Below are 21,540 nucleotides of genomic sequence, written 5' to 3' on the forward strand. Positions count from 1 at the left end.
GGCCGGGTCGCGGGCTCCGATCCGGCTGACGCCGCCGGGTGAGCCACCAAGACGCGCATCCGCAATCGCTCCCCGGCCCGCATCAGCGCTCGACTGTCTCCGGGAGCCACCCTGTCCGGGTGAAGTACCCGACGCAGGCACCGAACAGCGCCTCGTCCACCTCGGGGCGGGACACGCCGGAGCCGGCCAGGGCGGCGTCGGTGGCGCTGGGGTCGAAGACCAGGCCGCCCTCCGAGCCGGCTCCGGTCAGCTCGGCGGCCAGCGTGCCCAGCAGCGGGAACGCCGCGTTGCCCGGGTCGGCGCCGATCCGGCCCAGCCACTCCTGCGGATCGACCTCGGGCAGCGCATAGCCCCTGGACCGCAGCCAGCCCAGCGCGGTGTCCAGCCGCAGCAGCCGCCCGGCGGCCAGGTGGAAGGCGCGGCCGGCCGCCGCAGGCTGCCGGGACAGGGTGACGATGGCGTCGCTGACGTAGTCCACGGGCACCAGATCGAAGGCGGCGTCCACCCCGGCGGGCGCGGCCTGGGCCTGGACGCAGCCCTTGAGCAGCAGCCACAGGTAGTCGCCCCGCTGGCAGGCGCCGGTGCGGCTGTGCCCGGCGATCCGGGTGGGCCGGTAGACGGTGACAGGCAGGGACCGGGCGCGCGCGGCTTCGATCAGCCCCTCGGCCACCCACTTGCTCCGGGTGTAGCCGTGCTCCAGGGCCGCCACCGGCCCGGTGGGGTGCTCCGGTCCGATCGGGTGGTCCGCGTGCCCCGCGTACACGCCGACGGTGGAGACGTGGTGCACCGGCACGCTGCGGTGCCGGGCCGCCAGCCGCAGAATCTCGGCGGTGCCGTCCACCGTGCTGGCCCTGAGCTGCTCGTACGGGGCGAAGAGGTTCACGGCAGCGCCCACGTGGTACACCGCGTCCACCCGGCGGGCCAACTCGTCGAAGGCGTCGTCGGGAAGCCCCAGGCGGGGCCGCGCCAGGTCACCGAGGACGGTGACGACCCGCCGCTCGGCGTGTCCGTCCCAGAGGCCGTAGCCCTCCATGACCCGGCGCAACCGCGCCGCGGCCTGGTCCCGGTCCGCTCCGCGCACCAGGCAGTGCACCACGGCACGGGTACGTTCCAGCAGGGACCGTACGGTGAACGCGCCGAGGAACCCGGTGGCCCCGGTGAGCAGCACGTGAGCGGGATCGTGCGCCACCCGGATCGTCTCGCCGGCCGCGACGATGTCGACCGGCAACTCGACCTCGGCGGCCAGGTCGAGGCCCTGCCCGACATCGCCCCTCCCGACGTCCTCCCTTCCGGGCCGCTGATCGCGGTCGACCAGCGCGGCGAGGCCGGCGACGGTCGGCGCCGCCGCCAGGGCCCCGAGCGGGATCTCCGCCCCCAGCTCCTGCCGGAGCCGCAGCATCAGGCGGGTGGCCAGCAGCGAGTGGCCGCCCAGGGCGAAGAAGTCGTCGTGGGCACCGATCCGGACCGTACCCAGCACGTCCTGCCAGATCCCGGCGATGCTCTTCTCGGTGGGGGTTCCCGGCGCCACGAACGAGTCCGCCGGCTCCACGTCCAGCTCGTCCGGCGGCGGCAGCGCGGCCAGGTCCAGCTTGCCGCTCGACGTGCGGGGGAACGTCTCCAGCGGCACGCAGACCGACGGCACCAGGTACTCCGGCAGCCGCGCTGCCACCGTACGGCGCAGCACGTCCGGTGGCAGGACGGCCCCGGCTGCCGGCTGGTAGTACGCGACCAGGCGCTTGCCCCCGGAGACGGCGTCCTGGGCCAGCACAGCGGCGTGGGCCACCCCGGGCACGGCCTGAACGGCGGCGGCGACCTCGCCGGTCTCCACCCGGTGTCCACGGATCTTGACCTGGTTGTCCAGGCGACCCAGGCACTGGATCCGCCCGTCCGGCAGGTACCGGGCCAGGTCGCCGGTGCGGTAGAGCAGAGCGCCCGGCTGGAAGGGGTCCGCGATGAACCTCTGCGCGGTCAGCTCCGGACGCCCCAGGTAGCCGACGGCCAGGGCCCGGCCGCCGACGCAGATCTCCCCCACCGCGCCGATCGGGCAAAGCTGTTGCCGCCGGTCCAGCAGCACCACCCGGGTGCCGTCCACGGGGCGGCCGATGGGCGGCAGGTCGGGCCAGATGTCGGGGTCGTCGGCCAGGCGTTCGGCGGTGACCACATGCGTCTCGGACGGGCCGTACTGGTTCTCCAACACCGCGCCGGGCGCCCACCGCCGGAAGAACTCCCGCAGGGCGGGCGTGGCATGCAGCTGCTCCCCCGCGGTGACGACCTCCCGGAGCGTGGCCGCCGAGCGGTGGGTGGCGCACGCGTACTCGGCGAGCTGCTGGAGTGCGACGAACGGCAGGAACAACCGCTCGACGCGCTCGGCCGCGAGCAGGTCGAGGAGGCGGGCGGGGTCGCGCCTCGTCTCGTCGTCGACCATGACCAGGGTGCCCCCGCCGGCCCAGGTGCTGAAGAACTCCTGGAAGGCCACGTCGAAGCTGAGCGCGGCGAACTGGAGCGTCCGGATGCCGGGCCCGGCGAGGGAGCGGGTTCCCTGCCAGGCCAGCAGGTTGGCCAGGGCCCGGTGCGGCATGGCCACGCACTTGGGGCGGCCGGTGGAGCCGGACGTGAAGATCAGGTAAGCGAGGTCGGCGGGTGCCGCCACGGGCAGGTCCGCTTCGGGTGCGGCCGGCAGGTCGTCCAGGGCGATCGTCTCGGTGGTCTCGGGGAGGAGCCCGGCCAGGTCCTGATGGACCAGGGCGACCCGGATTCCGCTGTCGACCGCCATGTAGGCGATCCGGTCGGCGGGGTACCCGGGGTCGATGGGCAGGCAGGCGCCGCCGGCCTTGAGCACCCCCAGGACCGCGACGGCCAGCTCCGGAGAGCGCCGCAGGCAGACGCCCACGGGACGCCCGGCCGCGCCCCGCGCGACCAGGTGCGCCGCCACCGCGTCCGCCGCCCGGTCCAGCTCCGCGTAGGACAGGACCCGGTCCCCGTGTACGACCGCCGGGGCGTCGGGCGTACGGAGGGCCTGGGCGGCGAAGGCCTCGTGCGCGAGGGGCTGCCCGGCCGGGGCGGCGGGCCCCGGTGCCCAGCTTTCGAGGATCAGCCGACGTTCGGCGGCCGGCAGGATGTCCAGTTCGCGGAGGGGCAGGTCGGGATGGGCGACGGCCTCGGTCAGCAGGGTTCGCAGCCGCTCCACCAGGCGCCGGGCGGTGCCGCGGTCGAAGAGGTCGGTGGAGAACTCCAGGAAGCCGTCGAATCCGCCCCGCGCGGGCACCAGGTGCAGGAAGATGTCGTACTTGGCTGTGCCCGAGTGGAGGTACAGCCGTTCGGCGGTCACGCCCGGCAGGTCCAGGGCCGGGGGCGGGGCGTCGTCGAGCCCGATGACCACCTGGAAGAGCGGAAAGCGGCTCGGCGAGCGCTCCACCTCCAGCTCGCGGACCAGGTGCGAATAGGGCACGTCCCGGTGCCCGACCGCACCCCACACCTGCGCCTTCGTCCGGGCTGTCAGCTCGGCGAAGGACACGTCGGCCGGCACCCGCTGGCGCAGCGGCATGACGTCGGTCAGGCAGGCGATCATCGGTTCGAGGATCTCGTCGTCCCGGCGGGAGACGGGGGTGCCGATCACCACGTCGTCGGACCCGGACAGTCGGGAGATCAGCGCGGTCAGCGCTGCGGTGAGGACCGCGAACGGCGTGGTCCTGGCCCTGCGGGCGAGCAGGCGGATGCCGGCGCCGAGCGCGGCGTCCAGGGTGAACTCGACCCGGTCACCGCGTGCGCCGAGGGTCGCGGGCCGGGGCCGGTCCGTGGGGAAGGAAGACTCCTGCGGGGCCCCGCGCAACATCTCCCGCCAGTACTTCACGGACTCCGTGCGATCGGCTGGGTCCGCCCGGCGGCGCTGGTGCGCGTACGGGCCGAACTGTAGGGGAAGGGCGGGCAACCCGGGTTCCGTGCCGTCCAGCGTGGCCCGGTAGAGGGCGCTGAACTCGGCGTCCAACAGGCTGAAGCACCAGCCGTCGATCACCGCGTGGTGAATCGCCACCACCAGGACTGCGTCGTCCTCGGCCAGTTGCAGCAGCGTCGCCCGCAGCAGGGGCGGCCGGTCCAGGGCCACCGGCCGGGTGGCCGCCGCCAGCTGGGCGGCGGGCAGCTCGTCCGGGCTCACCCGGCGGACGTCCAGCTCGACCGGGGCCGGCGGCAGCACCGTCTGCCACGCCTCCCCCTCGACCAGGGCCAGGCGGCTGCGCAGCGCCTCGTGCCGGGCAACGATCCCGGTGAGCGCCCGCCGGACGGCCGCCGGGTCGACCCGGGCTCCGCGCAGCCGGTACGCCCACGACTCGACGTACCGGGAGGCCCCCTCCTGGAACTGGTCGTTCAGCCAGATCGACTCCTGCTCGAACGACATCGGGTAGCCGCGGGCGGGGGCATCGGCGGGGAGCGTCATGGGGAGGGGCGGCTTTCTGGCTCGGAAACCGGATGAGGTCACAGGGAGGCGAGCAGGGCGCTGCGGTCGAGCTTGCCGGTGGTGGTGGTCGGCAGGGCGGCGCGGCGGTGCACGCTGTGCGGCACCAGGTAGCCGGGCAGCGTGGCCGCCAGCGTGCGGCGAACGGCAGCGGGGGTCGGCGCGGTGGGATCGTCCGCCGTGTAGAACATGGCCAGCCGGTCGTACCCGCCGCCCGAAGCCGGGACGGGGACCACGGCGGCCTCCCGGATCCCGGGTATCCGGCGTGCGACGCTCTCGATCTCGCCCGGCTCGATCCGGTGCCCGGCGATCTTGACCTGGAGGTCGGTCCGGCCACGGAAGTGCAGCACCCCGGCGGAGTCCAGGAAGCCCAGGTCCCCCGTCCGGTACACGCGCACGGGCGCCCCGTCGAGCGGGACGAGGGTGAAGGCGGCGGCCGTGGCATCGGCATCACCGACGTAGCCGAGGGCCAGCCCCGCACCGGCGAGGCAGATCTCACCCACCGCCCCCTGGGCGGCGACCCGGTCGCCGTCCAGGATGTGCACGGTGGTCTCCGGCACCGGGACGCCGAGGGGGATGCCGCCCGGGTCGTCGCAGTCCGCCGCGCTGACCCGGTGGGTGGTGGCGAAGACGCAGCTCTCCGCCGGCCCGTAGCCGTTGATCAGGGCGCAGTCCGGGTACCGGGTCAGGAATCGCTCCACATGGGTGGGTGAGAGCCGCTCGCCGCCGGTGATGACCTGGCGCAGGCCGGCGAGGCAGGGGCGATCCGGGTCGTCCTCGTCGACGAGGAAGTTGAACAGCGAGGAGGTCAGCCAGGCGGTGTCCAGCCCGGTCGCGGCGACCAGGTCGGCGAGGTCGTCGGGGAGGAGATAGTCCGCATCGACGATGGCGCAGGTGCCACCGCTGGTCAGCGGGCCCCACAGCTCCAGGCTGAAGGCGTCCCAGGAGACCGGGGCGGCCTGCAGCACCACCCGGCCGGGCCCGAAGTCCGCGAAGCCGCGCCCGGGGAAAAGCCGGGTGGTCGCGTGGTGCGGGGAGAGGACGCCCTTGGGTACGCCGGTGCTGCCCGAGGTGAAGAAGACGGTGGCGGCAGCGGAGCTGTCGACGTACACCGACGGGGGTTCGTCGCGGCGCGACGCCGCCTGTGCCAGCGACTCGCTCGGCACGGTCCAACAGGGCACGTCCCCGCGCGCCTCGGCGTCGGTCACCATGACGGACGCCCCTACCAGCCTGGTGACCTGGTCGATTCGCTCCCCCGGCCAGCGGCGGTCCAGGGCCGCGTACGCCGCACCGCACTTGAGGACGGCCAACAGGACGGCCACCAGTTGGGGTGCCCGGGGCAGGAGCACCGGAACGACGGTCCCGGGCCGGACTCCCGCCGTCCACAGGGCACCGGCGTAGGCATCGGCGGCGGCGTCGAGGGTCCTGTAGTCGACGCGCTCGTCGCGGTGGGCGAGCGCGATGGCGGAGGGACGCAGGTGCGACTGGTGGGTCACCGCTTCGTGGATGAGCCGTGGGGCTGCGGGTAGGGGGTGCGGCACGGAGTTGACTCCCGAACGTCCGGCAGGAATGGGGCGGCGCGCGAGATCGGGCTCGGTGCTCAGGCCTCGGTCGCCGAGATGACGTCGGCCAGGGTGTCGCTGTCGAACAGGACCTCCGGGCTGACGCGTACGCCCAGTTCCTTGCCGATGCGGGCGCAGATCCGCATGGCCTGCAGGGACGTGCCGCCGAAGTCGTAGAAGCTGTCGGCCGCCGCGACGTGCGGCACCTTCAGCACGTCGGCGACGATGCGGAGGACGGCGTCGTGGCTACCGGTGCGCGGTGCGGGGATTTGCTGCTCGGTCAACGTCCTGTTCCCACTCTCGCCTCGGATGGGGGTCTCGCCGGAGCGATGCTCGGAAGCAACCGTAGTCAACCCTGCCGACCCCACGTCAACGAGCCCGCCGGCCTTACCCTCGCACCATGGCCAGGGTTCGCAAGCGGATGATTCGCGTCGACGGCGTCGACTACCAATGGGTGGTCCGGCACGTCGACGCCGGTCACGTCGCAGTCATGGTCCGGCACATCGCGACCAGACGAGGCACGCAGTTGGAGGTCCAGGTGGCCTTCGACGACCCGTGGCTCAACTATGGACCGATCATCACCGCGCCGCCGGACCGGGTGGCCGAGGTCTTCGCCCTGGCCCCGGTCACGCCGCAGTTGGTCGCGGAACTGATCCAGGCGGCGCTCGCCGCAGGCTGGCAGGTTGATGGGGGCGGCGGGCCACTACGCTTCACGCTCAGCCGGGGCCATGACCGGCTGGAGCCCGTGTCCGGGCGACTGTCCAACTGACAGGTACGGGTCGCGCCCACGCGGCACGAGCGGATGTTCGCGCCGATCGCCGCCAGATTCGTGCTCGTGGACGCCGAGGGGTGGTTCCCGTTCGCGGCCACTCAGTCGAGACAGAACTCGTTGCCCTCGATGTCCTGCATCACGAGGCACGACTCGTTGTAGCCATCGGCACGCAGTAGTCGCACGCGTGCCGCGCCGAGCGCGACCAGTCGTGCGCATTCGGCCTCAAGTGCGACCAGGCGCTCTTCACCAACGAGCCCGGTGCCGACCCGCACGTCAAGATGCAGCCGATTCTTGACGACCTTGCCTTCCGGAACGCGCTGGAAGAACAGTCGCGGGCCCACCCCTGAGGGATCAGTGCACACGAACGCTGAACCCTGTCGCTCAGGCGGCAGCGCGCGATCGAAGTCGTCCCAGGTAGCAAACCCCTCCGGTGGCGGCGGCACGACGTACCCCAACACCTCGCACCAGAAACGAGCGACGCGCTCAGGCTCTGCGCAGTCGAAGGTGACTTGGATCTGCTTGACCGACGCCATCGGTCCACCATAGAGGCGGGGTCTTTCGTCGTCTACACGGGCCCGCCCCTGGCTGGGTTGTGGCACATGCGGCCGACTCTTGAGATCTGGCCTTGCGTATACAGCTCACGCGGTTAGTACGACGACCCGGCGGGTATTGCTGCTTCCCCGAGGAACCCTGACCCCGAAATGGACGGCTGCCCACCGCCCACGCCCGCCCAGCGCGATCACTGGAATCGAGAGGTCATCCGGCCCAGGGCGATTTGCGCAGTCGGGCGGGGGCGCTTCGGTCAGGAGGTCTGGGGGTTCCTGGCGTGGGCGCCGCTCCATGGCGGGTGTGCCTCTCGGCGCCTATGGAGCTGAGTCGGATACGACATCAGCCGCGCTCGGCGCGCTCGGCGACCGCAAGCGACGACCCGACGGGGCGGTGCGTAACGGGACGGCGGTGCGTAACGCGACGGCGGTGGGTGACACGACGGCGGTGGTCCGACCGGCGGTGATGACGTAAACGACTCAGCTCCAAAGGCACCGCCCCACGACATCGACCGCCCCGCCCACAGCTCCGCCCCGGCCACGGTCCCCGGGCCGACCAGGGACCGCACCCGCGACAACGCAATGACCCTGCCATCCGGGCCCGGCTCCCCTACGATCGCGTGATGTTCCGGCCGACGTACCCGATTCGCACTGCGCGGCTCACCTTGCGCCCGGTCACGCTAGACGACCTCGACGACGTGTACGCCTACCAGCGCCGACCCGACGTCGCCCGCTGGATGCTCGGCGCGGAGCCACGCACCCGCGAGCAGTCACGGGCGTCGGTGCTCGCCATGGCGGGCGAGGACGCGCTGCGCGCGGAGGGCGACTGCCTGACCCTGGCCGTGGCCACCGACGCCAGGGTGATCGGGACCGTGGAGCTGGTCTGGCGCAGCCGGCTCGACCGCACGGCCGAAATCGGGTACGTCATCCACCCCGACCAGTGGGGACGCGGGCTGGCCACGGAAGCCGTGACCGCGCTCCTGGACTGGGGGTTCGACGAGTTCGGGCTGCACCGGATCTACGCCCGATGTCACGGCCGCAACGAGGCGTCCGCCCGCCTGATGGCCCGGCTCGGCATGCGCCAGGAGGCACGCCACGTCGAGAGCTACCTGTTCCGGGGGGAGTGGGCCGACCGGCTCGTCTTCGCCATCCTGGCCCACGAGTGGCGGTCACGCGCCGCGACAGCGGAGGGCTGACGTCCCTGGGCCGCACTCGGCGTCCCGCTCGACGAAGTCAGCACACCCGGCCAGGGCGAAGGCAGCAAGGATCATTCCTGCTGGTGACCGGTTCGCCGCCGGTGTGGGCAGGGGCCAAGGCATGATCAGAAGATGCTGCTCTGTCTGCGGTACCGACGCCGCCCCGCAGCTTGGAAACATTACCGACCAGTCAGTATAGTTTCCGGGTGACCACGACCTCCGCGCCAGCCTCCGCCCTGTCGCCGTTGCGTCGGTGGGCCGCGCTCGGCGTGCTCGCTGCCGCCGTACTGCTGCTCGCGATCGACGGCACGGTCCTTGCCCTCGCGGTGCCGTCGCTGACCGAGAGCCTCTCGCCGACCGCCGAGCAGATCATCTGGATCGGCGACGTCTACTCCCTCGCCCTCGCCGGCCTGCTCGCCCTGATGGGCAACCTCGCCGACCGGCTCGGCCGCAAGCGCATCCTGCTGGCCGGCTCGGCCCTGTTCGGGTTGGCATCGCTGCTCGCGGCGTTCGCCACCAGCGCGGAGTCGCTGATCGTGGCCCGGCTGCTGCTCGGCGTCGCCGGCGCGACGCTGATGCCGTCGACACTCTCGCTGATCCGCAACATCTTTCCGGACGACGCGGAGCGCACCCGGGCGGTCGCCGTCTGGTCGGCCGCCTTCGGCGCCGGTTCCGCCGCCGGGCCGATGATCGGCGGCTTTCTGCTCGAACACTTCTGGTGGGGCTCGGTCTTCCTGATCAACCTGCCGGTCATGGTCGTCGTGGTGGTCTCCGGTGTCCTGCTGCTGCCCGAGTCCAAGGACCCGAACCCGGGCCGCTTCGACGGCCTCTCCGCCGTGCTGTCGATGCTCACCGTCGTACCGATCGTCTACGCCATCACCCACCTGGTGTCCTCCGGCATCAGCCCGATCATCGTGGCCGGCGTCGTGATCGGCCTGATCGCCGGCACGCTCTTCGTGCGCCGGCAGCGCCGCCTGCCCAATCCGATGCTCGACGTCGACCTGTTCCGCAGTCCCGCCTTCTCCGGCGCGGTGGCCGCCAACGTCGTCTCGATCTTCGGGCTGGTCGGCCTGCTCTTCTTCTTCTCCCAGTACCTGCAGTTCGCCCGCGGCTTCTCCCCGCTGCAGGCGGGTGTCGCCGAGCTGCCCGCCACCATCGCGTCGGTCGTCGTGGTGGCCCTGGTCGGCGTCGCCGTCACCCGCCTCGGCCGGGGGCGCGCGATCGCCGTCGCCCTCGCGGTCGCCGCCGCGGGGCTGGCGCTCGTCGCGCCCGCGGCGGGCCAGGCATCGTACGTGTGGCTCGCGCTCTGCCTCGCCCCCGTCGGTCTCGGCGTCGGCCTGTCGATGACCCTGGCCGGCGACGCGATCCTGTCCGCCGCGCCGCCCCGCAAGGCGGGCTCCGTGTCAGCGGTGACCGAGACCGCCAACGAACTCGGCGTCGTGCTCGGCATCGCCGTGCTCGGCTCACTGGTCACGGCCGTCTACCGCTCGAAGCTCGTCCTGCCCGAGACGCTCCCGGAGACGGTGCGGGCCCGCGCCGAGGACTCCCTCGGGTCCGCCCTCGCCGTACTCGAACCGGGCAGCGCACCCGCCCAGGCCGCACGGGACGCGTTCCTCACCGCCATGCAGACCACGTCGCTGGTCGCCGCCGGGCTCACCCTCGCCGCGGCTGCCCTCGCATGGTGGCTGATCCCCTCACCGCGCGGCTCCCGATAACCTGTCCCCCCGCCACCACCGAGGAGGCCACCGCACATGGGACGAACCGCCGGCCGGTCACCCGGGGACACCCGCCGGGCGCTCCTCGACGCCGCCGGTGAGGCCATCCGCACGCGCGGCGTCAACGCCACCCTCGACGACATCGCCCGCCACGCGGGCGTCTCCAAGGGCGGCCTGATCTACCACTTCGCCAGCAAGGACGAGCTGATCCTGGAGCTTGCCCGGGACCTGCTGGCCGCGTTCAGAGCCGAGATCGAAAGCCGGCTCGACCCGGCGGACCACGAGCCCGGCCGACTCACTCGGGCGTACGTCCGTGCCGGGCTCGCCCCCGCCGAGGACCAGGTCACCACCCGCAGGACAGTTGCCCTGGTCACCCAGCTGATGACCATCCCCGCAGTCGCCGAACTGGTCAGCGCCGACACCGAGCAGCTCATTGCCGAGCTGCGTGCCGACGGTCTCCCCATCGACGTGCTGACCGTGGTGACCGCCGCAGCCGACGGCATGAGCAGCGCGCCGCTGTGGGGCGCGGCCGGGCTCGGCCCCGAGTTCCGACAACTGGAACGGCGGCTCATCACGCTCACCCGCCACCCCGAACTCTGGCAACAGCTGCCCTGGGGTGACGAGGACGAAGAGCGGTAACGGATTCCGGGCCGCCACGGGTGCCGTGGCGCTGCCCCTGGGGGTCGTCCGTCGATGGCGTACATGGCAGGACCCGTTGTCAATGTAACGTTGACAGATGACCCCCGAGGTGACTGAGCTGGCCGGCGTCGCGATCGACCGGGCGCGGCTGGACGAGCGCGAGCTGGAGCTGATCGACCGCGCGCGCCACGCGGGTGCGACATGGGCCCAGATCGCCGCCGCGCTCGGCCTCGGCAGCCGGCAGGCCGCGGAGCAACGCCGGCAACGCCTGGCGGCCGTACGACGGTCGCGGCGACAGGAACGGGATCTCGGGTATTCGACGCGGATCGCGGCGATACGGGGTGCGGTCCTCGATCTCCAGCGGTGGATCGACGCGGACCGGCGGTGGGATACGCGGTTCGGGCGTGCGGCTCTCGTGCGGAAGACCGCGGAGGCGGCACTCGACGCCGATCCGGGCTCGCTGTACGCGTTGGCATCGCTTCTCGCGCTCGACCTGACAGAAGCAGGACGCGAACGGCTGCCGGGGCCGGTGCAGGCCGTCGCGGCACGATTCGACGATCTCCTGTCAACGAAACCTTGACAGGCCGGGAAAATATTGCCTGGACCCCGCTCAACATCAAGGATCTGAGTCGTCTCGACTCACCTTGGAGGGCTCATGCGCCGGAACGCCGGCCTGTTCGTGGCGATCTCGCTGCTGTCCGGCTTCGGCAGCAGCGCCATGTCGCTGGTGGCCGGGATCTGGATCCTGGACCTCACCGGTTCCACTGGCCTCGCCGCCCTCGCCGGGCTCTGCGTGTACGCCCCGGTCCTCGCCGGCCCGTGGCTGGGAGGCCTGCTCGACCGAACGTCGAGGCGAACGCTGGTCATGGCGGTCAACCTCACTCTGGCCGCTGCTCTACTCAGTCTCCTCACGGTTCGCGGACCAGGTCAGACGTGGCTCATCTTCCTGGTTTCCTGCGCGTACGGCGTCAGCTACGTACTGATCGACGCGGGCGAGACGGCGCTGCTGCCCTCCGCGCTGTCGCCTGCGGAACTCGGAGACGTCAACGGCTGGCGTTCCAGCGCCCAGGAGGGCATGAAGCTCGTGGCGCCCTTGGCCGGCGCGGGCCTCTACGCGTGGCGTGGGGGTCACGCGGTCGTCCTGCTCAGCGCGGCGATGCCGGTCCTGGTCGCCATCCTGTACGCGGCCGTTCGACTGAAGCAGACGCCACCCGACCTGCCAACCGAGCGGCAACGCGGCCTGCGCGCGGGCCTCGCCGTCCTGCTCGCGCAGCGGGCCACACGCGTCACTGTCGCGCTCGCCGCCGTGTCCATCGCCATGTCCGGCTTCACGACCGCCGCCAACTACGCGATGGTCACCGGGACGCTGGGCCTACCGACGACGTTCCTCGGAGTGCTGTTCAGCGCGCAGGGCGCCGGTTCCATCATCGGCGGTCTCATCGTGGGCCGGCTCATCGCCCGATGGGGTCCGGTCACCGTGGGCGTCGCCGGCACGACGCTGTTCGCCGTCAACTGCCTGGTGCGCTGCCTACCCTGGTGGCCCGGCACGGTGGCTGCCTCGGTGCTCGCTGGCATCGGCCTGCCCTGGGCCCTGGTCGCCGCAGTGACGGCGGTGCAGACGCACACGCCGACAGCGGTACTCGGCCGAGTAGCCGGGACCGCGAACACCGCGATGTTCGGCCCTATCGTGCTGGCGATTCCCCTCGGCTCCGCCGCCGTTCAGCTCGGTGACCGCTCGACGCTTGTCGTGGCCGCCGCGATCTGCCTGGCTTTCGCAGTCGGCGCGACCTACCGCCCTCGAAGGCGGCGAGAAGAGGAGCGTACGTCGGCAGCGGTGCTGCCCACCGGAGAGATGGTGCCAGCTACGGCGGCTCAGCACACCCAGACGAAGAACGGGGAGGCACCATGACCGTGACGACCTCGGCCGTGGCCACGCCTGACCATGGAGGCAGGCGGGACGAGGCGGTGTTGCGATCCTCGCCCGGCACGTGGGCCGGGCGCAGCACCGACACTACCGACCCGACGTCTATTCAAGTGGTGCTGTCGCGATCCTCGCCCGGCACGAGGGCCGGGCGCAGCGTCGATGCTCCACCGCTTCGCCTGCCACGAGCGGATCGGGTTGCGATCCTCGCCCGGCACGAGGGCCGGGCGCAGCATGCGCGGGTTGTGCGAGCATCGGCCGCACCGCAGTTGCGATCCTCGCCCGGCACGAGGGCCGGGCGCAGCGCACGACCACCCGCGTCGCCACCCACTGGTTCCAGCGGTTGCGATCCTCGCCCGGCACGAGGGCCGGGCGCAGCGATCGACTCGACGACGGCCCGCCGCATGCTGCCCTCGGTTGCGATCCTCGCCCGGCACGAGGGCCGGGCGCAGCGTTGGCGGGCGCGGGCGCTACGGGAGGGAGTGGGACGTGTTGCGATCCTCGCCCGGCACGAGGGCCGGGCGCAGCACGTACTCCTGGACCTCCGCCCACGTGCGGAACGCGTTGCGATCCTCGCCCAGCACGAGGGCCGGGCGCAGCGATGCGTGTTTGCGGGCCCGCGCCCGGGGCCCGGAGTTGCGATCCTCGCCCGGCACGAGGGCCGGGCGCAGCGCCGCCGGCACCGGGATCTTCGGCACGTACTGGTGCCTGTTGCGATCCTCGCCCGGCACGAAGGCCGGGCGCAGCCGGACGAGCACCCTCGCCCTGGCCCTGGCCGACAGCGTTGCGATCCTCGCCCGGCACGAGGGCCGGGCGCAGCATGACCACCACGATCGAGTGGACCGAGGAGACCTGGTTGCGATCCTCGCCCGGCACGAGGGCCGGGCGCAGCGGGTCCATCGGCGCGAACTCGCCCCACTGCTTGAAGTTTGCGATCCTCGCCCGGCACGAGGGCCGGGCGCAGCGTGCTCCGCCGTCATCAGGTGTTCCTCGGGACCTTGTTGCGATCCTCGCCCGGCACGAGGGCCGGGCGCAGCGTTGAGCCGGGCCGGCGTCAACCGGTTCCCCGACGCGTTGCGATCCTCGCCCGGCACGAGGGCCGGGCGCAGCCTGTTGGAGGATCCAACGGACACCGTCGTCGCCGTGGGGTTGCGATCCTCGCCCGGCACGAGGGCCGGGCGCAGCACGACTTCACCGGCCCCCTGGTGTCCTTCGTGGCCTGGTTGCGATCCTCGCCCGGCACGAGGGCCGGGCGCAGCACTGACCCATGCAACCGTCCGACTTTGCCAGCCCGGTTGCGATCCTCGCCCGGCACGAGGGCCGGGCGCAGCGAGCTGCTGGAGCGGCGCGGCCCCCTCACCCCTAGTTGTTGCGATCCTCGCCCGGCACGAGGGCCGGGCGCAGCGTGGCTCAGGGTGGTGGACACCAACTGCCAGCGCACGTTGCGATCCTCGCCCGGCACGAGGGCCAGGCGCAGCCAGCCCCAACGGCTGCTGGCTGTGGACGCAACGCGTGTTGCGATCCTCGCCCGGCACGAGGGCCGGGCGCAGCTGGCGGCTCGTGTTCCTCGCCGGCCCCGGCCTGACCTGGTTGCGATCCTCGCCCGGCACGAGGGCCGGGCGCAGCGTGGCGACGGCAGCTCGCACAAATCGCAAGAATGGGTTGCGATCCTCGCCCGGCACGAGGGCCGGGCGCAGCCGACCTGTCCCAGCTCACCCCACGCCCCCGACTTCCCGTTGCGATCCTCGCCCGGCACGAGGGCCGGGCGCAGCCGTACGTGCTTTACACCCGGTACAACGGCATCCCGGTTGCGATCCTCGCCCGGCACGAGGGCCGGGCGCAGCGTCCCGCCGACGTCAAGGCATGGTACGCCGCACGCGAGGTTGCGTTCCTCGCCCGGCACGAGGGCCGGGCGCAGCCCCCGGAAGTACCGGTCGGCGCGGTCGTCGTTCTCCTCGTTGCGATCCTCGCCCGGCACGAGGGCCGGGCGCAGCGGCCTGCTCTCGGATGAACTTCGATGCGTAGGGCACGACGTTGCGATCCTCGCCCGGCACGAGGGCCGGGCGCAGCTGGTCGGGGCGGCGGTCGCACTGTCGTACGCCGGACAGTTGCGATCCTCGCCCGGCACGAGGGCCGGGCGCAGCATGGCACCGGCCCCGTGATCTTCTCGTCCCCCCCGAGTTGCGATCCTCGCCCGGCACGAGGGCCGGGCGCAGCGATCTGCGCCTCGTCGAACACCTCAACGTCGATCTCGTCGTTGCGATCCTCGCCCGGCACGAGGGCCGGGCGCAGCGTAGGAGGCGGAGTAGCCCTGGTCGGCGAGCCAGAGGTTGCGATCCTCGCCCGGCACGAGGGCCGGGCGCAGCCAGCCTGCGGGGCGCGGCGCCAGGTCTCGAACCATGCGGTTGCGATCCTCGCCCGGCACGAGGGCCGGGCGCAGCTCCGTCGCGGCGGGGGGTGACGCGGCGGCATGCTCTTGGTTGCGATCCTCGCCCGGCACGAGGGCCGGGCGCAGCTCGACTACCTGGAGATCGACGAGGCCCACTACTACAAGTTGCGATCCTCGCCCGGCACGAGGGCCGGGCGCAGCATTCGACTCGGCCAGGGTGCAGATGCAGCGGGCCGAGTTGCGATCCTCGCCCGGCACGAGGGCCGGGCGCAGCCACGATGTCGGCGACGTGCTCGTCACCCCGCTGACGTTGCGATCCTCGCCCGGCACGAGGGCCGGGCGCAGCGGGTGCTCCTACAGTCGAGAGATGGTGCGGTACAGGTTGCGATCCTCGCCCGGCACGAGGGCCGGGCGCAGCACTGAAACCCTGCGCTCGCGGCCCGGGCAGCGTCGGGTAGTTGCGATCCTCGCCCGGCACGAGGGCCGGGCGCAGCCCGTGGTGGTCTTGCCGGAGCCTCCGGACTGGTTGGCGTTGCGATCCTCGCCCGGCACGAGGGCCGGGCGCAGCCTGGGCGAGGCGAACGAGCGGGACGCGGTCGGCGGGGTTGCGATCCTCGCCCGGCACGAGGGCCGGGCGCAGCGAGTAGGTCGAGCTGTTCGGCCGCCTCGTCAGGTGGCGTTGCGATCCTCGCCCGGCACGAGGGCCGGGCGCAGCTTCGTACTGGTAGACGCCCCTGACGCCCCGCCCGAAGTTGCGATCCTCGCCCGGCACGAGGGCCGGGCGCAGCGACGCGCGGCTGGTGATGATGGCCGTGGCGAGCTGTTGTTGCGATCCTCGCCCGGCACGAGGGCCGGGCGCAGCCCCTCCTGATCGCCGAGTTGATCGGCACCTATCAGGGTTGCGATCCTCGCCCGGCACGAGGGCCGGGCGCAGCGCCACTACCGGACCCCCGCCGTCACCCCTCACCGCGTTGCGATCCTCGCCCGGCACGAGGGCCGGGCGCAGCAGCCGGATGCGGCGCTGTACGCGGCCGCCGACCGGGTTGCGATCCTCGCCCGGCACGAGGGCCGGGCGCAGCGGCTCCCGAGCAGCGAAAATAGCAATCTATTGATGCCTTCTCGACCCACCCGAAGTCCAATTTGCTCATCTAGTCCACATTCTTCAGCTCGGAACCCCCTCATGTATCCGCGTTCACTTGGGGTTCCTAGATCACCAACGCTCCCCGTGGGTCAACCGGCCGCGGCTTGCCGAGATGTTCGATGTCGTCAAGCGCGTGAGCCGGCAGCCGATAGATCCTGATGCTGTCCTGGGTTGGGTCGATGACCTCCTGGAGCGCGGCGACGAAGCGCACCTTGTCGGTCTCGCGGCAGACCACCTCGAACACCGACTTCTGGACGCGATGCCCGTACGCCTCACAGATCCTGGCAACCTTCGGAGTCGACTGCGTGGCCTCCTACGCTGGAGGCTCATCCACGACGTACACCCCGCTGCCGGCGCGACCCACGGTGAGCCCTCGCTCACGGGTCAGCTCCAAGGCGCGTTGGATGGTCGACACGCTGACTGAGTACAGGTCGGACAGCTCCCGTAGCGACGGCAGCTTGGTGCCGGGCTTGTACTCCCGAGCAGTGATGCGGACGGTCAGGTCGTCTGCGATCTGCCGCGACGACATTGGTATGGGCATGCAGTCTCTCCCTGGCTGGCCCGGCGATTAGATCACGACTCGCCGGCAGACTCCGCCCAGTGATTGACCTAGGTCACACAGTGACTTAGATTTGGCGAGACACCCCCGCCCTGGCTGGCGTCTGACGCGGGGATCGACACAGCACATCCACTACCAGCAACCGCAGTGCCCGCACGAGCGCCAAGGCGTCGACAGTGCAGGACGGAGGCACATGGAACCAGGGGCAGAACTGCCCGAACGGGCCACAGGGGAACGACTCTCCACCGGTGACCACCGGACCCACGAGGCGGCCGGCGAGGGCGGCGCGGTCTACCAGTCTCGGCGGAACCTGCTGACGCCGGCCGAGATCCGGTGGCAAGACTTCCCGATGACCAAGCTCGGTCGGCGTGGCCTCGACCCGGAGGCAGTCGGCAGGTTCCTGCGTCGGGTCGAGGCCGACCTGGACGCCCTGTACCAGGAGGTCGTCACCGCTCGGGACGAGGCGCGCTACCACCGGGACGCCGTGACGGAGCTGCGAACGGAGCGCCGGCGTCCCCGCGAGCCGTGGGCCCAGCGACCACGCGGCGAGTACAGGCGCCCGCCCATGTGGCCGCCCTACTCAAGCCGCCGGCAGGGCTGCCACCGTCAGCCGGGAGACGACTCGGGCGATGACTGACTACCCGGCGATCCACGGCCCGTCGAGGCCGGACTGGAACTGCCTCGTCTGCGGCGACCCCTGGCCCTGCCTCACCCGCAAGCGCCAACTCAAAGACCTCTGCCAGTGCAACATCCGGACGCTCGTCCGCTACATGACCGCGTACCTGCCGGACGCCCACAAGGAAATCACCGGCATGAGCACCGCCGAGATAACCGAACGCATCGTCGGATGGTGCGGCAGACCGTTGGAGATGTGGGCGGTCCAGGAACACCCGGCCGACCCGAAAGATCAAGACCGGCAACAACGCTACCTACCCAACCAGAAGGCAGGGAGATATGGACGGCACGGATAGCGGCCCGGGGCATAGCCGGAGCGAGCAGGCCGAGGCCGCCGAGCAGGAGGCGGCGAGGCAACGCCTGCTGGAGCAGGCCGAGGCGGACCGGGTTCCGGTGGACGACACCACCAGGGCGGTACCCGATCGGCGGTGGCGTCGTGGCCAGCGCTGACCTGCCGATAGGCCGCCGGGTCGCGCGGTTGCGGGTCCGGCGGCGGATGACCCAGCAGATGCTGGCCGACCGGCTCGGCAAGTCGAAGAGCTGGGTGGACAAGGTCGAGCGGGGTGTCCGCGCCCTCGACAGGTTCACCGTCATCCGGGACCTCGCCGCCGCGCTCCGCGTCGACCCGGTGACGCTGCTCGGCCGGGACACCCGGCCACCGGCGGCCGGTACCGCCGTGGACGGCGTGGGCGGCGTGGACGGGGTGCGGGCCGCCCTCGCGCGTTACGACACCGTCCTGGCCGGGCCGGGCGGCCGGGTGGCACCGCCGGCCGGCGAGCTGGGCCGGCAGGTCGGGTACGCCTGGCTGACGTACCAGCACGCCGACTATCCGCAGCTGCTGCGGATGCTGCCGGACCTACTCGGCGACGCCCAACGCGTCCACGCCTGCGGCGGCGGGGACGACGCGGCGGAGCTGCTGGTGCGGGCGTACGGGATCACGTCGTCGGTGCTGGTGAAGCTCGGCGAGGGCGACCTCGGCTGGCTGGCCGCCGACCGGGCCATGTCCGTGGCCACGGGCGACGCGCTGCTGGTGGCGGCGGCCACCGTGCCGCTGGGGCCGGCGTTGCGCGCCGTCGACCGCGCCCGGCTGGCCATGGCGGCCACGATCGCCGCCGCGCGCAGCATCGCCCCCTCGGTGCCGCACGACGGCCCGCCGGAGCACCTGGCGTTGTGCGGGACGCTGCTGGTCCAGGCAGCCCTGGCCGCCGCCGCGTGCGGCGACGCCCCGGGCGTACGGGAGCTGGTCGACCAGGCCGCCGGGATCGCCGAGCGGGTGGGCGACGACGGCCCCGACCTGCACTGGACGGGCTTCGGGCCCACAGCCGTGGAGTTGGCCCGGGTGGCGACCGCCGTCGACCTCGGCGACGGCGGCGAGGCGGTCGCCCGGCACGAGAAGGTCGTCGGCTCGGGCGACTGGCGAGGGTTGCCGGCCGAGCACCGAGCGGCGTACCTGCTCGACGCCGCCCGCGCGTACCTCCAGGTCGGCGACCCGCTCACGGCCGGGCGCGCGCTGGTCGAGGCCGACCGGACCGCGCCGGCCGAGGTCCGGTTACGGCCGGTGGCCCGTACGCTGATCGCCGCCCTGATACGCGGCGGGCCGGTCCCGGCCGACGTGGCGCACCTGGCCACGGCCGTCGGGGTCGCGTGAGGACCGCCCGCGCCGGACCCCCGTCCGGCTCCGCGCGACCGACCGCAGTCAGTCCAGGTGCGGCAGGATGTGCCCGAGGTTCTCCTTCTTCGCCCTCAGATAGGCGCGGCACGCCTCGTTGGGCGGGTCGACCAGCAACGGCACGCGCTCGGAGATGTTGATCCCGCCGGCCGTGAGGCCGTCGACCTTCTTCGGGTTGTTGGTCATCAGGCGGATCGCACGGTCGCCGTTGAGATCCCGGATCATCTCGCTCGCCGACCGGTACTCGCGGATGTCCAGCGGGAGGCCGAGAATGTCGAACGCCTCCATCATGCCGACGTTTTGGTTGGCCTCGACCTCGATGAGTTTGACCTTCTGGAACAGGCCCAGGCCGCGCCCCTCCTGGTTGGACAGGTAGACCAGGAGGAAGTTGGGCTGCTGCGCGCCGATCCGTAGCGCCTCGGTCAACTGGGCGCCGCAGTCGCAGGAGTTCACGCCGAACGACTCACCGAACAGGCACGGCGACTGCACGCGCACCAGAAGGTCGTCGGCCGGAAGGTCGCCCCGGGTGATGGCGAAAAGGAAACTGCCGTCCTTGTTGTAGACCGTCACCTCGAACTGCCCGAAGACGGTCGGCCGGGAGAATCGAGCGCGGGTTGACATTATCCATCCCGGCAGCGACTGCGGCGCAAAACGGTCAACCTGCTGGTTTCGCCCGTTCAGGGCAGGGCGTGCTGTTCCTCTACCGCCGCCGGACGTCCGCGCCCTGACCGGCGGGCCCCGGTGGCCGGTGGGGCCGCCACGGCCTCGTCGACCCCCGTGCTTGAGCAGCCCATCAGGGCCGGTCAGCGACAGGCCCTGGTCCTTGGCCAGCCGCACCAGTTCGGCGTCGGCCCTCGCCTCAGCCGACTGGTCGGCCCTGACCTTTCCTCGCGATCACGTCGTTCAGCATCGCGGTCATCACGGCACCCTCCTCACCAGGCACAACGCCCGGCAGGTCAGGCCAACCACCGTTAGATCCACAGAGCCGCTGGCACCGACTCCAACGCTCAAAGAGTTTGGCGTTGTCAGTCCTCCCCGACTACGGTCAGGTCGTCGTCGAGGGCCGCGGCGATGGCTGCGGCGCGCGAGTGGTCGTCCAGTCTGCGGGTGAGGTACGCGCAGGCGTGGCGGTGGGTGAGTGACCACCAGGCGGCGGAGCCTCCGATGCCACCTTTCGCGATCTTGCCACGGTCGCGGACGAATCCGAGTGTCCAGGTGAGTCTGGTGCCGAAGACCTCGTCGTGTCCGGTGACCTGGGATCTCAGCAGCTCCGCGTGCAGGTGGGGGCCGAGTAGCTGGTGCAGGGGTCCGTCGTCGCTGGTGAGGTGGGCGAAGAAACCGGCCATGGCGGTGGCGGTGGTGTGCAGGTTGACCGCCGCGAAGACCGACTGACGCCAGATCCTGGAGTTTGCCTGCGCGGTGTCGAGCACGCCTGCGGGTATCCGCAGCCACGGAGCTGCGTGGAGTTGATGTGGCCAATCTGGACTTGCGTACTCCAGGTCGGCGACGCGGTCCAGGGCGCCGTCCGGTACGCCGAACCACGCGTCCAGCCCGAGTGCGGGGCGCACGACGCCGTTGTACACCTCTTGCAGTGTGGTGTCGGTGGCGGCGCGCAGGATGCCGTCGATGAGGTGGCCGTAGGTGAGCGCGTGCTCTCCCAGCGATGTGCCGGGTACGTACTCCGGTGCCGCCTCGGCCAGGCTCGCCCGGAGCGCGGTGTCATCCAGCAGGTCGAGTGCGGCGGCCTCGGCCGGGAATCGGGGTTGACCCGCCTGGTGGGTGAGCACCTGACGTAGCGTGGTCCGTTCCTTGCCTCTGGTGCCGTATTCCTTCCAGTAGGTGGCGATCGGCTCGTCCAGGGACAGCGCGCCGTCGCGGACGGCGATCAGTGCGGCGAGCGTGGCGAAGGTCTTGGACAGTGAGTACGGCTGCACCAGGGTGTCGGCGCGCCAGGGGCGCCGCCGTTCGGGGTCGGCCCAGCCGCCGCTGAGCCGGACGACCTCCCGGCCGTCGCGCCAGACCGACACTCCCGCCCCGGTCTCCCGACCGTCGTCCAGTAGCTGTTGGAAGACCTGGCGCACCGCGTCGTACCCGTCCTCGGCGAACCCTTCGACCTGAACCATTTCCGCCTCCCCGCTTCGCGGCAACTGACTGCTGCGGGGCCCGAATCACAACTGGGCAAGCGATGGTCGTTCCGGCGGCACCGCAGACAGCCTCTGACGTCACAGACACACCTCGGACAGATCGAGGCACACCATTAGCAAGATACCCTCCCGGGGTATATGAGGCAATGGGCGATGCGGTGCC

General features: G+C 71.9%; 16 protein-coding genes, 2 pseudogenes and 1 CRISPR repeat array. Of the genes and pseudogenes, 10 read left to right on the plus strand and 8 right to left on the minus strand.

Annotated elements, in window-relative coordinates; translation table 11 throughout:
• Nucleotides 1-82: 82 nt before the first annotated feature.
• From OG617_RS32355 to OG617_RS32365, 3 genes are all read right to left on the minus strand, one after another.
• Entirely contained in the window at nucleotides 83-4,432 is a 4,350-nt protein-coding gene (locus tag OG617_RS32355) for a non-ribosomal peptide synthetase (protein WP_405096688.1), read from the minus strand.
• A gap of 38 nt (nucleotides 4,433-4,470) precedes the next feature.
• The gene (locus OG617_RS32360) at nucleotides 4,471-5,946 is read right to left on the minus strand and encodes an amino acid adenylation domain-containing protein (protein ID WP_405096690.1); all 1,476 of its coding nucleotides are present in this window, start codon (nucleotides 5,944-5,946) and stop codon (nucleotides 4,471-4,473) included.
• 104 nt (nucleotides 5,947-6,050) lie between these two features.
• The gene (locus OG617_RS32365; RefSeq protein ID WP_405096692.1) at nucleotides 6,051-6,296 is read right to left on the minus strand and encodes an acyl carrier protein; all 246 of its coding nucleotides are present in this window, start codon (nucleotides 6,294-6,296) and stop codon (nucleotides 6,051-6,053) included.
• 116 nt (nucleotides 6,297-6,412) lie between these two features.
• On the opposite strand from OG617_RS32365, the gene OG617_RS32370 reads away from it, so the two are divergent.
• Nucleotides 6,413-6,781 carry a hypothetical protein gene (locus OG617_RS32370; protein WP_405096694.1) on the plus strand — a complete coding sequence of 123 codons (369 nt, stop codon included), beginning with the start codon at nucleotides 6,413-6,415 and terminating at the stop codon, nucleotides 6,779-6,781.
• Nucleotides 6,782-6,882: 101 nt separating this feature from the next.
• On the opposite strand, the gene OG617_RS32375 is transcribed toward OG617_RS32370, so the two are convergent.
• Complete coding sequence (locus OG617_RS32375; protein WP_405096696.1) at nucleotides 6,883-7,317, minus strand: VOC family protein; 435 nt, start codon at nucleotides 7,315-7,317, stop codon at nucleotides 6,883-6,885.
• Between the two features lie 635 nt (nucleotides 7,318-7,952).
• Here OG617_RS32375 and OG617_RS32380 point away from each other — a divergent pair.
• From OG617_RS32380 to OG617_RS32400, 5 genes are all read left to right on the plus strand, one after another.
• Nucleotides 7,953-8,525, plus strand: coding sequence for a GNAT family N-acetyltransferase (locus OG617_RS32380; RefSeq protein WP_405096698.1), 573 nt, complete (start codon nucleotides 7,953-7,955; stop codon nucleotides 8,523-8,525).
• Nucleotides 8,526-8,731: 206 nt separating this feature from the next.
• Nucleotides 8,732-10,240 (plus strand): MFS transporter, encoded by a 1,509-nt coding sequence (locus OG617_RS32385; RefSeq protein ID WP_405096700.1) that lies wholly within the window; start codon nucleotides 8,732-8,734, stop codon nucleotides 10,238-10,240.
• A gap of 36 nt (nucleotides 10,241-10,276) precedes the next feature.
• Nucleotides 10,277-10,879 (plus strand): TetR/AcrR family transcriptional regulator, encoded by a 603-nt coding sequence (locus OG617_RS32390; RefSeq protein ID WP_405096702.1) that lies wholly within the window; start codon nucleotides 10,277-10,279, stop codon nucleotides 10,877-10,879.
• Between the two features lie 97 nt (nucleotides 10,880-10,976).
• Entirely contained in the window at nucleotides 10,977-11,459 is a 483-nt protein-coding gene (locus OG617_RS32395) for a hypothetical protein (protein WP_405096704.1), read from the plus strand.
• Nucleotides 11,460-11,534: 75 nt separating this feature from the next.
• Entirely contained in the window at nucleotides 11,535-12,788 is a 1,254-nt protein-coding gene (locus tag OG617_RS32400; RefSeq protein WP_405096706.1) for an MFS transporter, read from the plus strand.
• Between the two features lie 58 nt (nucleotides 12,789-12,846).
• Nucleotides 12,847-16,268: direct repeats of the CRISPR family, unit length 37 nt; unit sequence GTTGCGATCCTCGCCCGGCACGAGGGCCGGGCGCAGC.
• Between the two features lie 126 nt (nucleotides 16,269-16,394).
• Here OG617_RS32400 and cas2 read toward each other — a convergent pair.
• Both cas2 and OG617_RS32410 read right to left on the minus strand, forming a co-directional pair.
• Nucleotides 16,395-16,622, minus strand: a pseudogene (cas2, locus tag OG617_RS32405) (CRISPR-associated endonuclease Cas2); the annotation flags it as partial.
• A gap of 21 nt (nucleotides 16,623-16,643) precedes the next feature.
• Nucleotides 16,644-16,871: a GntR family transcriptional regulator gene (locus OG617_RS32410; RefSeq protein WP_405096708.1), complete on the minus strand. Its 228-nt coding sequence runs from the start codon at nucleotides 16,869-16,871 to the stop codon at nucleotides 16,644-16,646.
• A gap of 211 nt (nucleotides 16,872-17,082) precedes the next feature.
• Between OG617_RS32410 and OG617_RS32415 the strand changes: the two are divergent.
• The 4 genes and pseudogenes from OG617_RS32415 to OG617_RS32430 all read left to right on the plus strand — a co-directional run.
• Nucleotides 17,083-17,326, plus strand: a pseudogene (locus tag OG617_RS32415) (DivIVA domain-containing protein); the annotation flags it as partial.
• A gap of 192 nt (nucleotides 17,327-17,518) precedes the next feature.
• Nucleotides 17,519-17,860, plus strand: coding sequence for a hypothetical protein (locus tag OG617_RS32420; RefSeq protein WP_405096710.1), 342 nt, complete (start codon nucleotides 17,519-17,521; stop codon nucleotides 17,858-17,860).
• A complete protein-coding gene (locus OG617_RS32425) occupies nucleotides 17,844-18,014 on the plus strand; it encodes a hypothetical protein (protein ID WP_405096712.1) in 171 nt (56 codons plus the stop codon). The genes OG617_RS32420 and OG617_RS32425 overlap by 17 nt, the downstream gene beginning before the upstream one ends.
• The gene (locus tag OG617_RS32430; protein ID WP_405096714.1) at nucleotides 18,001-19,212 is read left to right on the plus strand and encodes a helix-turn-helix domain-containing protein; all 1,212 of its coding nucleotides are present in this window, start codon (nucleotides 18,001-18,003) and stop codon (nucleotides 19,210-19,212) included. The genes OG617_RS32425 and OG617_RS32430 overlap by 14 nt, the downstream gene beginning before the upstream one ends.
• A gap of 48 nt (nucleotides 19,213-19,260) precedes the next feature.
• Here the strand turns inward: OG617_RS32430 and OG617_RS32435 are convergent, their stop codons facing one another.
• Entirely contained in the window at nucleotides 19,261-19,854 is a 594-nt protein-coding gene (locus tag OG617_RS32435; RefSeq protein WP_405104035.1) for a hypothetical protein, read from the minus strand.
• A gap of 404 nt (nucleotides 19,855-20,258) precedes the next feature.
• Nucleotides 20,259-21,356, minus strand: a complete 1,098-nt coding sequence (locus OG617_RS32440; RefSeq protein WP_405096716.1) for a serine hydrolase domain-containing protein — start codon at nucleotides 21,354-21,356, stop codon at nucleotides 20,259-20,261.
• Between the last annotated feature and the right edge of the window lie 184 nt (nucleotides 21,357-21,540).

Source organism: Micromonospora sp. NBC_01412 (genome assembly GCF_045040215.1).
Taxonomy (GTDB): Bacteria; Actinomycetota; Actinomycetes; order Mycobacteriales; family Micromonosporaceae; genus Micromonospora; species Micromonospora rubida.